At 70.4% G+C, this 13,048-nt stretch carries 10 protein-coding genes; 9 read left to right on the forward strand and 1 reads right to left on the reverse strand.

What is annotated here, in order from left to right:
- Positions 1-52 precede the first annotated feature (52 nt).
- Entirely contained in the window at positions 53-2,506 is a 2,454-nt protein-coding gene (locus H2Q94_RS00980) for a DNA polymerase III subunit gamma and tau (RefSeq protein ID WP_243790988.1), read from the forward strand.
- 229 nt (positions 2,507-2,735) lie between these two features.
- Here the strand turns inward: H2Q94_RS00980 and H2Q94_RS00985 are convergent, their stop codons facing one another.
- The gene (locus H2Q94_RS00985; RefSeq protein WP_243790990.1) at positions 2,736-4,547 is read right to left on the reverse strand and encodes a S9 family peptidase; all 1,812 of its coding nucleotides are present in this window, start codon (positions 4,545-4,547) and stop codon (positions 2,736-2,738) included.
- 407 nt (positions 4,548-4,954) lie between these two features.
- On the opposite strand from H2Q94_RS00985, the gene H2Q94_RS00990 reads away from it, so the two are divergent.
- From H2Q94_RS00990 to H2Q94_RS01025, 8 genes are all read left to right on the forward strand, one after another.
- Positions 4,955-5,302, forward strand: coding sequence for a YbaB/EbfC family nucleoid-associated protein (locus H2Q94_RS00990; protein ID WP_243790993.1), 348 nt, complete (start codon positions 4,955-4,957; stop codon positions 5,300-5,302).
- A 13-nt stretch (positions 5,303-5,315) separates the two neighbouring features.
- Positions 5,316-5,912, forward strand: coding sequence for a recombination mediator RecR (gene recR / locus H2Q94_RS00995; protein WP_243790995.1), 597 nt, complete (start codon positions 5,316-5,318; stop codon positions 5,910-5,912).
- Positions 5,913-5,970: 58 nt separating this feature from the next.
- Positions 5,971-6,834: a uridine kinase family protein gene (locus H2Q94_RS30605; protein ID WP_309501107.1), complete on the forward strand. Its 864-nt coding sequence runs from the start codon at positions 5,971-5,973 to the stop codon at positions 6,832-6,834.
- A 356-nt stretch (positions 6,835-7,190) separates the two neighbouring features.
- Positions 7,191-8,879 carry an ABC transporter substrate-binding protein gene (locus H2Q94_RS01005; RefSeq protein ID WP_243790998.1) on the forward strand — a complete coding sequence of 563 codons (1,689 nt, stop codon included), beginning with the start codon at positions 7,191-7,193 and terminating at the stop codon, positions 8,877-8,879.
- 71 nt (positions 8,880-8,950) lie between these two features.
- On the forward strand, positions 8,951-9,961 hold the full coding sequence (locus tag H2Q94_RS01010; RefSeq protein ID WP_243791000.1) for an ABC transporter permease: 1,011 nt from the start codon (positions 8,951-8,953) through the stop codon (positions 9,959-9,961).
- 2 nt (positions 9,962-9,963) lie between these two features.
- A complete protein-coding gene (locus H2Q94_RS01015) occupies positions 9,964-10,896 on the forward strand; it encodes an ABC transporter permease (RefSeq protein WP_243791003.1) in 933 nt (310 codons plus the stop codon).
- A 31-nt stretch (positions 10,897-10,927) separates the two neighbouring features.
- On the forward strand, positions 10,928-11,926 hold the full coding sequence (locus H2Q94_RS01020; RefSeq protein WP_243791005.1) for an ABC transporter ATP-binding protein: 999 nt from the start codon (positions 10,928-10,930) through the stop codon (positions 11,924-11,926).
- Positions 11,923-13,038: an ABC transporter ATP-binding protein gene (locus H2Q94_RS01025; RefSeq protein WP_243791007.1), complete on the forward strand. Its 1,116-nt coding sequence runs from the start codon at positions 11,923-11,925 to the stop codon at positions 13,036-13,038. The genes H2Q94_RS01020 and H2Q94_RS01025 overlap by 4 nt, the downstream gene beginning before the upstream one ends.
- The last annotated feature ends 10 nt before the right edge of the window (positions 13,039-13,048 follow it).

Consider the following 13,048-nt stretch of genomic DNA (forward strand, 5'->3'; position numbering starts at 1 on the left):
GCACTCGGCATCCCGATCCGGGCTGTCGGTGCCACCGCGTAGGGTTTCGACCGTGGCGCTCGCCCTTTACCGCAAGTACCGTCCGGCGACCTTCGCTGAGGTCGTCGGCCAAGAGCACGTCACCGAACCGCTGCGCACCGCACTGTCGGCGCAGCGCATCAACCACGCGTACCTGTTCTCCGGGCCGCGCGGCTGCGGCAAGACCTCCAGCGCGCGCATCCTCGCCCGGTCGTTGAACTGCGTCCAAGGCCCCACGCCCGACCCGTGCGGTGAGTGCGACTCGTGCGTGGCGCTCGCCCCGGAAGGCTCCGGCAGCGTTGACGTCGTCGAACTCGACGCCGCCAGCCACGGTGGCGTCGACGACACCCGCGAACTGCGCGACCGGGCCTTCTTCGCGCCCGCCCAATCGCGGTACCGGATTTTCATCATCGACGAGGCCCACATGGTCACCACGCAGGGCTTCAACGCCCTGCTGAAGATCGTCGAAGAGCCCCCTGACCACCTCATCTTCGTGTTCGCCACCACCGAACCGGACAAGGTGCTCACCACCATCCGGTCCCGGACGCACCACTACCCGTTCCGGCTGATGCCGCCCGGCGTCATGCGGGAACTGCTCGAACGCATCTGCGGCGACGAAGGCGTGCAGGTCGAACCGGCCGTGTACCCGCTGGTGATCCGCGCTGGCGGCGGCTCGGCGCGGGACACGCTCAGCGTGCTCGACCAGCTGCTCGCCGGAGCGGGTGCGGAAGGCGTCACCTACGAGCGGGCCGTGGCGCTGCTCGGCGTCACCGACGTGGCGCTGATCGACGACATGGTCGACGCGCTCGCCGCCGGAGACGGCGGATCGGTGTACGGCACCGTGGACAGGCTCGTCGAAGCCGGGCACGATCCGCGCCGTTTCGCCTCCGACCTGCTCGACCGGCTGCGCGACCTCGTGCTGCTGCACGCCGTGCCCGAGGCGGGCACTCGCGGACTCATCGACACCGCGGGCGACGAGCTCACCAAGATGCAGAGCCAGACCGAGCAGCTCGGCGCGGCCACGCTGTCGCGGTACGCGGAGATCGTGCACACCGGGCTGCAGGACATGCGCGGCGCCACCGCGCCCCGGCTGCTGCTGGAACTGCTGTGCGCGCGGATGATGCTGCCGACCGTGTCCGAGTCGGAAAGCGCCCTGCTGCAACGGATCGAGCAGGTCGAGCGGCGGATGACGCTGGCGCCACCGGCCGGTTCGGGAGCTCCCGCTGAGGGCGCGGCGGCTGGGGCTGCTCCTGCGGGCGGCGGGGAACCCACGGCGGAGTCGGCTCCGGGCGGACGTCGCGTGTTCCAGCGGCCCAGCGACCGGCAGGCGGCCGGTGGCTCCGATGGGACAGGCGACCGGCAGGCGGCGACCGGGCGGCCGCAGGCCGCGAGCGGGACCGCCGAGCAGCGGCCCGCGAACGGGCAGCAGGCTGCGGCTGCGCAGCAACCCTCGAACGAGCAGCAGGTCACAGGCGGGCAGCGGCCCTCGAGCGAGCAACAACCCACAGGCGGGCAGCGGCCCTCGAACGAGCAACAGGCTGCCGCCGAGCAGCGGCCCGCGGGCGAGCAGCGCGCCCCGGAGAACGAGCAACCGGACCGTCGGTCGCAGGCGCCCGCAGCCAGTGGTCAACAGCCGACCGAGGCCGATGCAGGCGGGGACGGCGCAGGTCAACAAGCCCCGAGCGCGCCTGCCGCCGCGGGGCGTGAGCAACCGGCTTCCCCCGCCGCGCCGCCGCAGTCCGAACCGTCCGAACCCGCCGTCGCCTCTCCGGGCGCCGCGCATTCCACGGGCTTCGGCGCCGCTGACGTGCGCCGGGTGTGGGCGGACCTGCTGCGTGCCGTCGCGCAGCGCAACCGGCCCACGCAGGCGCTGCTGCTCAACGCCACGGTGCACGACTACGTCGACGGCACGCTGGTGCTGACGATGCCCACTTCCGGGCTGGTGAAGCAGTTCGCGCAGCAGCGCCGCATCGACTTCGTGCGCGAGGCGATGAGCGACGTGCTCGGCGGATCGGGAGCGGACTACGAGGTGCGGTGCGTCGAAGCCGGTTCCGCGCCGGCGCCGCAACGCCCCGCGGCCTCCGCGCAGAACTCGGCTCCGAAAGAACCGCCGCCGCCCGCAGCCCCGCCGACCTACAGCCGTCCGAGCGCCGCCCGCCAAGCGCAGGCTCAGCAACCCGGCTCGGACCCCGGTAACGGTGGTGACCAGCGCAAATCCGCTCCCGCGCGTCCATCCAACGGGAACGGTGGCCGGGCGCGTTCGTCCTCAGACGACATCCCGCCGCCGCCCGAGCCGCCGCCGGAGGACGAGCCTCCGCCGGAAGACGCGCCGCCGCCCGCGCCGCCGCAGGACGATGAGGACGAGGAATCCATGATCGCCGGCTCCTCCCCGGCCTCAGCGGCCGAAGCGGCCCCGCGCCGCGACCGGGAGGAAGAGGCCGTCGAGCTCTTCGCCGCCGAACTCGGCGCCCGCAAGATCGAAGACTGACGGCTCCCGCTCACCCCCGCACCGCCTCCGTCGGCTGCGCGCCTCGTCAGGTGGATGTGGCCTTCGCCCGGTCGCACCGGTCAAAGGAGCCGTTCACCAGGTGCGGTCCGTCGAGTGAACGGTCCCTTTGACCGGTCTTAGCGGGCGACGGAGGCATTCACCCGACGAGCTCTGCTCAGGTGAGAGACCCGGCTCCGGTGAGGAGCTCGGGGCAGGCGACGGGGTCGGGTCAGGTGAGGTGGCGGGCGAGGAAAGCCAAGGCGCGCGGGTAGGCGTCGAGGCGGTTGGAGCGTTTCGCCAGGCCATGGCCCTCGTCGTCGAACACGAGCAGTTCGCACTCGACGCCGTTGCGGCGCACCGCCTCCGCGAGCTGCTCCGCCTCCGACAGCGGCACCCGCGGATCGTTCGCACCGTGGATCACGAACAGCGGCGCGGAAATCTCGTCCACGTGCGTCAGCGGCGATGCCTCCCGCAGGAACTCGGCGTCCTCGGCCAGCGAGCCGTACTCCCGCTCCCGATGCGCCCGCCGGTACGGCGAGGTGTTCTCCAGGAACGTCACCAGCGAGGAGATGCCCACGATGTCGACCCCGGCGGCCCAACGCTGCGGCTGGAACGCCAACCCGGCCAGCACCATGTACCCGCCGTAGGAACCGCCCCACAACGCCGACCGCGCCGGGTCGAGCCCCAGCTGCGGAAGCCACTCGTGCAACGCCGCCAAATCCTCGACCGAATCCAGCCGCTTGCGCCCGTCATCGGCGCTGTACCAGCGCTTTCCGTAGCCGGTGGAGCCGCGCACGTTCGGCACCAGCACCGTGTGCCCCTGCGCGGCCAGTGCTTGCACGACGGGGTTGAACGTGCGCACCGACTGGCCCTCCGGGCCGCCGTGGATCATCAGCACGGACGAACCGGTGGGCTCCGCGGGTTCGTACACGAAACAGGGCACCTCGGCGCCGTCGGAGGCGGCCACTCGGTGCACCGTCGGCGACGCGAGGCGTTCACCGGCGAGCGCGGCCGCCGAGTTCGTCATCGCGATCGGCGTCTCCCGCTCCACGTCGATCACCAGCACGTCGCCCGGTACCTCCGGCGAACTGTACGAGAGGGCGATGATTCGCGAATCCGGTGACCACACCGGGGAAGGCAGCGGGAACGAACACCAGCCGTCGCCGGGCAGCGGCACCGAACGCCGCAACTCCCCGGTGCGCGCGTCGTGCAGCGCGAGCCGACCGGCGCCGTCCTCGTTGGCCTGCACCAGCAGCGTGCGGCCGTCCGGGGACAGCCAGCCCAGCAGGTCGTGCTCCTCGGAGGTCACCAGCCAGGTGCGTTCCCCCGTGCGCGGATCGATGCGGGCCACGCCGACGTGGTCCCGGTCCGCGTTGGTGCTCACGACAAGCCCGGAATCGTCGGGCAGCCAGCGGATGTGCGTGCTGCGGGTGTGCTCGCCGGGGCCGGTGAGCGGCCGGAGCCGTTCGTCGTAGGTGGCCGGCATCGTGTCGACCAGCATGATCCGGTCCGACATCGGCCGGTCGCCGGGCAGCGTCAGCGCCAGGTAGTGGCTGTCGGGGGAGGCGACGACCTCTTGCACCATGCCGCCGCCGTTGTAGACGACGATTTCCTCGCCGGTGAAGGCGCTGCGGATGACCACGTCGAAGTCGACCCCGTTGCGCCGGTTCGTGGAGTACACGAGCCTGCCGGGCAGCACGTCGAGCAGCCGGTGCACGTATCGCGAGTCGCGCACCAGCGGTTGCAGGTCGCCGAGCTCGGCGGGCCGGGACCAGCGGCGGTCCAGGCGCATCATCGACAGCTGGCCGCGTTCGTTGCCGCCGGTGTCGTGCTGGATGATCGCCGCTCGCTCACCGGGCAGGTAGCGGCCGGTGACGGCGCCGGACAAGGCGGTGAGCGCCGTGGCGCGGCCGTTCGGGGACAACTCCACGAGCTGGGTAGAGCCCGATTCGTCGGATCCGGCGAGCACGCGTCCCGCCTCGTCCACGTCGAACGCCCGCCAGCCCGCCAGTTCCAGCAACCGCACCATGTCCACCGCCATGCGCTCACCTTGTCACGCACACCCCGCCCGGTGATCGACCGGTAGGTGATGATCAACACCTGGATCGTTGCGGTGGTCAGCGGTGCCCGAGCGTCCTGATGGTGGAGCCCGGCGCACCGCGGAACCGACGAGCGCAGCGGGCTGCGAGTGAACGGACCGTTTGCCCAATCGGGTTGGACGAACGGTCCGTTCACTCCGGTTGGAGCCCGGGTGGCGGGTGGGAAGGGGGCGGGGGACATGCCGGGTGGTTGCGCCGGGGGGTGGCGGGGCACGACTACGCTGGTGGTGTGCCCGGTTCGGGCACGTGCCCACGCTGGGTTCGGACCGGTCACGTGACCGGAACGCCGGGCTCGATCGCCACGCGGCGAACTCCAGCGGTGACCAAGAACAGCTCTGGGAGGACCACGGTGCAACCGGGTGGCCAGCCGAACATGCAGCAGATCATGGAACAGGCGCAGCAGATGCAGCAGCAGCTGATGACCGCGCAGCAGGAACTCGCCAACGCGGAGGCCACCGGCACCGCGGGCGGCGGACTGGTGACGGCGGTGGTCAGCGGCACGGGCGAGCTCACGTCGATCAACATCGACCCGAAGGCCGCCGACCCCGAGGACACCGAGACCCTCTCGGACCTGGTGGTGGCCGCGGTGCGCGACGCGAACCGCGCGGCGCAGGAGCTGCAAGCCGAGAAGATGGGTCCGGTGACCGGCGCCCTCGGCGGTCAGGGACTGGGCGGCCTCGGCCTGCCCGGCATGTGACGGAGAGTTCACCGTGTACGAAGGTCCGGTCCAGGACTTGATCGACGAGCTGGGCAGGCTGCCCGGCATCGGTCCGAAGAGCGCCCAGCGCCTCGCCTTCCACCTGCTGGCGGCGGAACCGGCGGACGTGACCCGGCTGCAGGAAGTGCTGCAGAAGGTCAAGGAAGGCGTGATGTTCTGCGAGATCTGCGGCAACGTCTCCGAGCAGGAGAAGTGCCGCATCTGCCAGGACGCTCGCCGAGATGCCGCGCTGGTGTGCGTGGTGGAGGAGCCCAAGGACGTGCTCGCGGTGGAACGCACCCGCGAGTTCAAGGGCCGCTACCACGTGCTCGGCGGTGCGCTGGATCCGTTGTCGGGCATCGGGCCGGACCAGCTCCGGGTGCGGCAGCTGCTGACGCGCATCGGCACCGACGAGATCACCGAGGTGATCATCGCGACGGACCCGAACACCGAGGGAGAGGCCACGGCGACGTACCTGGTGCGGATGCTGCGGGACTTCCCCGGTTTGAACGTGACGCGACTGGCCTCGGGCCTGCCGATGGGCGGTGACCTGGAGTTCGCCGACGAGCTGACGCTGGGTCGCGCGCTGTCCGGGCGTCGCTCGATGTGAGCGCTGGTGGACGGGGTGCATGTCCCGCCCACGCGGTGCGATGAGCGGTGGAACGGGGATGAGCGAGTTCCGGGCGGCCGCCGCCGAGGCGGCCGCGCACGTCCGCGCGGCTTCGGCGCGGCTCGGCGGGGTGCGGATGGTGGCGGTGGACGGGCCGTCGGGCTCCGGCAAGTCGACGTTCGCCGATCTGCTGGTCTCTTGCTTGTCCGAGCCTGTCCCAGAGCCACCAGCGCCGGGATCGCCCGTTCCAGAACCGCCTGCCCAGGGATCGTCCGTTCCGGAACACTCCGTTCCGGAACACCTTGATTCGGAACGACCGGCTCGGGAACGGCTCGCTCGGGGACGACCCGCTCCGGAACAGCCCGCTCCGGAACAGCCCGCTCCGGAACAGCTCGCTCGGGAACGGCCCGCTCGGGAACGGCTCACTCGGGAACGGCCCGCTCCGGAACGACCCGCCTCAGAGCGACCCGCCCCGAAATCGTGGGGCAGCGCAGGCCTCGCCCCGGTGCGGCTCATTCGCACCGATGACTTCGCCACCTGGGACGAGCCCGTCGAGTGGTGGCCGCGGTTGCGGGACGGCGTGCTCGAACCGTTGCGGCTGGGCCGCCCCGGGAGCTACCTGCGCACGGAGTGGCCGGGCGGGCGGCCGGTTCTCGGAGCCCGAGTCGAGGTGGCGGTACCGGAGATCCTGGTGCTGGAAGGGGTTTCCGCCGCCCGCGCTGAAGTCGCGCCCTATCTGTCCACTGTGGTCTGGGTGGAGGCTGCGGAGGCGCTGCGGCTGGAGCGCGCCGTCGCACGCGACGGCGAAGCCTCCCGCGCGGAGCTGTCCCGCTGGCAGCGCTTCGAGCGAGCCTGGTTCGCCGCCGACCGCACCCGAGTCCGCGCCGACATCCGCGTGTCGCCGCACGGACCGCTCGACTGATCCCCGCGCTCGCAGAATTCGATCTTCTGCCGGTGCTGGTTTCCGGAATCTCGCCGCGCTCGTGGTCCCGTTGAACGGGCTCGTATTCATTGCGCCGTCCGGGTTAATTCATTCCGCCTGAATCCGCGCCCCGGACGCGCACGGATCGCACGAGGTCGGCGGACGTGCCCGGTCCGCAACAGCCCGCCTGGCGAAAGCGATCGCCGGATTCCCAGTATTTCCCGGAAGCTGCGGGAAAAAGAAGTGCACAAAGCGTGCCCGAGTAGCGAGATCGTAACCTGAACTACTCCAATGGAAGGGCGAAGCGGACTACTGTTCTCATCAATTTGAGACTTGAGACACACCGAGGTGCTTAGATGAGAGCTCCGTCGAGGCCGCTCCGCTCAACCAGCGTCCGGCGCCGGGTCGCGATCGCGGGAATCACCTGCGCATTAGCGGTTTCAGCCGCCGGATGCGCCGAATCGCAGCGCGGCGAAGGCGGCGGTGAGGGCGGCAGCCTCACCTTCGGAGCCGCCGGCGCCCCGGACCTGTTCGACCCCTTCTACGCATCCGACGGTGAGACGTTCCGGGTGACCCGCCAGATCATGGAGGGCCTCGTCGGGTTCAAGGAAGGCACCGCGGACGTCGAGCCGGAACTCGCCGAAAGCTGGGAACCCAGTCCCGACGGCAAGACCTGGACGTTCCACCTGCGCGAGGGCGTGAAGTTCCACGACGGCACCGACTTCAACGGCGAGGCCGTCTGCAAGAACTTCGAGCGCTGGTACAACCAGACCGGGGCGGGCCAGAACAACGCCCTGTCGTACTACTGGATCGAGAACTTCGGCGGCTTCGCCGACGGCGCGAAGCCCTCGCTGTACGCGTCGTGCGAATCCCCGGACGCCGCCACCGCCACGGTGCACCTGACGCGGGCGACCTCGAAGTTCCCCGACCTGCTGGGGCTTCCGTCGTTCAGCATGCAGTCCCCGGCCGCGATGGAGCAGTACCAGGCCAACGACGTGCGCGCGGAGGGCGACAGCTTCGCCTATCCCGAATACGCGAAGTCGCACCCGACGGGCACCGGGCCGTTCGAGTTCGTGTCCTACGACCAGGGCAACGCCGCGATCCGGTTGGAGCGCAACGACGAGTACTGGGGCGAGAAGGCGAAGCTGAACGACCTCACGTTCCGGATCATCCCGGATGAGACGACGCGCAAACAGGAACTCGAATCCGGCGGCATCGACGCCTACGACTTTCCCAACGCCGCCGACCTGAAGGCGCTGCGCGACGCGGGCAACCAGGTCGAGGTCCGCGACCCGTTCAACATCATGTACCTGGGCATCACGCAGAAGAACAACCCGGCGCTGCGGGACCTGCGGGTCCGCCAGGCGCTGGCGCACGCGGTGGATCGGGAGAACCTGGTCAAGGCGAACCTGCCGGAAGGCGCCGAGGTCGCCAAGGAGTTCTACCCCGAGACCGTCGACGGCTACGCCCAGGACGTGCGGGAATACCCGCACGATCCGGCCCGTGCCAAGCAGCTGCTCGCCGAGGCCGGGGCCTCGGACCTGACGCTGAACTTCTACTGGCCCGCCGAGGTCACCCGGCCGTACATGCCGGACCCGCAGGGCATCTTCAACGCGCTCGCCGAAGACCTCCGCGAAGCGGGGATCACGGTGAACGCGGTGAGCAAACCGTGGAACGGCGGCTACATCGACGACGTGGACAACGCCCGCGCCGACGTGTTCCTGCTGGGCTGGACCGGTGACTACAACACGCCGGACAACTTCATCGGCACCTTCTTCGGCACCCCGGAAAACCGCTTCTACACCGGGGCCTCCCCGTGGGGCGAGCAGCTCGCGACGGAACTCAGGGCCGCCGACGCCGAACCGGACGAGCCTCGCCGCAACGCGCTCTACCAGGAGATCAACCGCAAGCTGCTCAGCGAGTACCTGCCCGCCGTGCCGCTGTCGCATTCGCCGCCGGCGATCGTGGTCAGCGAGCGGGTGCAGGGCCTGGTGCCGTCGCCGCTGACCGCTGAGGAGTTCGCCGGGGTCAGCGTCACCGGCTGACCAGGCGGGGCCGGACGCGCCGCACGACTCCCGTCCGGCCCCGAACTCCAAGACCGCTCAACGGGGGACGCTTGCTCCGCTACACGATCCGGCGACTGGCCCAGCTGGTGCTCGTCGTCTTCGTCCTGTCCATGTTGCTGTTCGGCTGGTTGCGCATGCTGCCCGGCGGGCCGGTTTCGGCGCTGCTCGGTGACCGCGCCACCCCGGAAGCCCGCGCCCAGCTGGAATCGCAGCTCGGCCTCGACCAGCCGATCTGGGTGCAATACGGGAAGTTCCTGCTGCGCGCGCTCACCGGCGACTTCGGCACCTCCACCGGCGTGGAGCGGGGATCGCCCGCGTTGGAGGTCTTCCTGACCCGGTTCCCCGCCACCATCGAGCTCTCCTTGCTGGCGCTGCTGCTGGCCGTGGCCATCGGCATCCCGCTCGGGTACCTCGCGGCACGCAGGCGCGGCGGCTGGTGGGACAACATCAGCATCACGTGGTCGCTGGTCGGGGTCGCGGTGCCGGTGTTCTTCCTGGCGTTCCTGCTGAAGTTCGTGTTCGCCGTGCAGCTCGGCGTGCTGCCCGCATCGGGCAGGCAGGACACCGCGATCCAGGCCACCCACATCACCGGCTTCTACATCCTCGACGGGCTGCTGACCCGCGAGTGGGACGCGTCGTGGAACGCGTTCGTGCACCTCGTGCTGCCCGCGATCGCGCTGTCGACCATCCCGTTCGCGGTGATCTTCCGGATCACCAGGGCGGCGGTGCTCGACGTGCTCGACGAGGACTACGTGCGCACCGCCCGCGCGAAAGGCCTCAGCGCCATGGTCATCCGCGGCAGGCACGTGCTGCACAACGCGATGCTCCCGGTGGTCACCACGATCGGCCTGCAGACCGGCGCGTTGCTGGCGGGCGCGGTGCTGACCGAGCGGGTGTTCAACATCGCGGGCATCGGGCAGGCCGTCGCCGTCGGCTTCGAACGCAAGGACTTCCCGGTGCTGCAAGTGGTGATCCTCGCGGCAGCGATGGTGTACGTGCTGGTCAACCTGCTCGTCGACCTCTCGTACGCGCTGATCGACCCCAGATTGCGGGCGAGGTGACCATGACGACCCCCACCACGCGCAAGACGCGCATCGACGAGCTCGCCGACTCGGCACCGGACGTCGGGGTGAGCCTGATCGCCTCCGCGTGGCGGCGGGTGCGGCGCAGCCCCGTGTTCCTCGTCGGCGCCACCATCATCGGCCTGTTCGTGCTGCTGGCGCTGTCGGCGCCGCTGCTCGCTCCACACGATCCGGGGCTGCACCTGCTGGAGAACCAGGTGTCCCGCGCGGAGAACACGATTCCGCCCGCACAGCCCGGACATCCGCTCGGCGGCGACCAGTACGGCCGGGACCTGTTCTCCCGGTTGCTGCTCGGCTCGCAGCAGACGCTGCTGGTGGCACTGCTGGCCACGGTGATCGGGCTCGGCGGCGGCATGGTGCTCGGGGTGCTGGCCGGGGCGTTCGGCGGCTGGGTGGATTCGCTGGTGATGCGAGCCGTGGACGTGCTGTTGTCGGTGCCGTCGCTGCTGCTGGCCGTGTCCATCGGGGCGTTGTTCGAGCAGCAGAGCCAGTTCACGGTGATCCTGGCCGTGGCGATCGTGCAGGTGCCGATCTTCGGCAGGTTGCTGCGCGGCACGATGCTCGCGCAGCGCGCCAGCGATCACGTGCTGGCCGCGCGGGCGCTGGGCGTGCGGGAGAGCGCCATCGTGTTCCGGCACATGCTGCCCAACGCGCTCGGCCCGGTCGTCGTGCAGGCCACGCTGGTGCTGGCGGTGGCGATCATCGACGCGGCCGCGCTGTCGTTCCTCGGGCTCGGCGCCGCCGACGACTCGGTCCCGGAGTGGGGCCAGATGCTGGGCGGTGCGCAGGACGTCATCGACTCGCATCCGCAGCTGGCGTTCTGGCCCGCGGGCTGCATCATCCTCGTCGCGCTCGGATTCACCCTGGTCGGCGAGTCGTTGCGGGACGCCCTGGACCCGAAGCGGCGACGTTGATCGCCGACCTTCCCGTGTGAGGACCTCGGATATGGCATTGCTGGAAGTCCGCGACCTGTCGGTGGTGTTCGCGCGCCGAGGTGAGCCGCCGATGACGGCCGTCGACGGCATCTCCTTCGACGTCGAACCCGGCCGCACCGTCGGCCTGGTCGGGGAGTCCGGGTGCGGCAAGTCGGTGACCTCACTGGCGATCATGGGCCTGCTGCCGCAGCGCGGCGCGGAAGTGAGCGGCTCGGTGCGCTTCGACGGCACGGAACTGCTGACGCTCGGCAAGAAGGAGCTCGATCAGCGGCGCGGGCGGGATCTGAGCATGGTGTTCCAGGACCCGCTGAGCTCGCTGAACCCGGTGGTGCCCATCGGGTTGCAGGTCTCCGAGGTGATCGAGCGCCACCGCGGCCTGAGCCGCAAGCAGGCGATGCCGGAGTCCTCGGATCTGCTGCGCCGAGTGGGAATTCCGGATCCGACGCGGCGGCTCAAGGAGTACCCGCACCAGCTCTCCGGCGGGATGCGGCAGCGCGCGCTGATCGCGATGGCCCTGGCGTGCCGGCCGCGGCTGCTCATCGCCGACGAGCCGACGACGGCGCTGGACGTGACGATCCAGGCGCAGATCCTGAACCTGCTGGCGACACTCGTCGCCGACACCGACACGGCACTGATCATGATCACGCACGATCTGGGCGTGGTGGCCGGATTGTGCGACGAGGTCAACGTGCTCTACGCGGGCCGCGTCGTGGAACGAGCCACCCGCCACGAGCTGTTCGCCCGGCCGCGCCACCCCTACACCTCCGGGCTGCTGGCCTCGGTGCCCCGGCTGGATTCGCCGCGCGGGCAACGGCTTTCGCCGATCCGCGGGTCGGTGAACGACAACATCCCGTGGGACACCGGTTGCGCGTTCTGCCCGCGCTGCCCGAACGCGCTGGAGAAATGCGAACAGGAATCGCCGGACGTGAGCATCGACGTGGGGGCGCGGTTGCTGCGCTGCCACAACCCGGTCCGGGAGAACACCGTGAGCACCGCGGAGCTGTCATGACGAACGAATTCACCGGCCCGCACGATGCCGCCGGAGAGTCACCGGAGCCGATCGAGGACTCCGCCGAAGTGCTGGTCGAGGTCACCGACCTCGCCGTGCACTTCCCGATCAAGCGCGGCGTGGTGCTGGACCGCACCGTCGGCCACGTCTACGCCGTCGACGGGGTGTCGCTGAGCATCCGGCGCGGTGAAACCTACGGCCTCGTCGGTGAATCCGGCTGCGGAAAGTCCACATTGGGCAGAGCGCTGCTGCGACTGGAGAAGCCCACCGCGGGCCGCGTCGTGTTCGACGGCACCGACCTGTCCGGCATGAAGGGCGAGCCGCTGCGCCGGATGCGCCGCCGGATGCAGATGGTCTTCCAAGACCCGCTGTCCTCGTTGGACCCTCGGCAGTCGGTGGAGTCGCTGCTGGTGGAAGGGATGCGGGCGCACGGTCTGGATCAGGGCCGCGAGTCCACCGCCGCTCGACTGCGGGAACTGCTCACCGCGGTCGGCCTGCCGGTGTCGGCGCTGCGCAAGTACCCGCACGAGTTCTCCGGCGGGCAGCGCCAGCGCATCGGCATCGCACGGGCGCTGGCGGTGGGGCCGGACCTGATCGTCGCCGACGAGCCGGTCTCCGCGCTCGACGTGTCGGTGCAGGCGCAGGTCGTCAACCTGCTCGAAGACCTCCAGGGCGAGTTCGGGCTGACGTACCTCGTAATCGCGCACGACCTCGCCGTGGTGCGCCACATCGCCGACCGGGTCGGCGTGATGTACCTCGGCGGACTCGTCGAAGAGGCGACCTCCGACGCGCTCTACGTCGAACCGCTGCATCCGTACACCCGCGCGCTGCTGTCGGCGGTGCCCGTGCCGGATCCGGAGGTGGAGGACGGCCGCGAGCAGATCCTGCTCTCCGGCGATCTCCCTTCGCCCGCCGCGCCGCCGCCGGGCTGCCGGTTCCACACCCGCTGCCCGTGGAGCCGTCCCGGACGCTGCGACGCGGAACGCCCCGAATTCCGCACGCTCACCGACGGCCACCGCGTCGCCTGCCACTACGCCGAAGACATCCGCGACGGCGTCCTGCAGCCGACCACCACCGAAACCCCGCGCCTCACCCCGCAAGCGGCGACCTGACTCGGACCGG

Origin of the sequence: Saccharopolyspora gloriosae (genome assembly GCF_022828475.1) — a bacterium.
Taxonomy (GTDB): domain Bacteria; phylum Actinomycetota; class Actinomycetes; order Mycobacteriales; family Pseudonocardiaceae; genus Saccharopolyspora_C; species Saccharopolyspora_C gloriosae_A.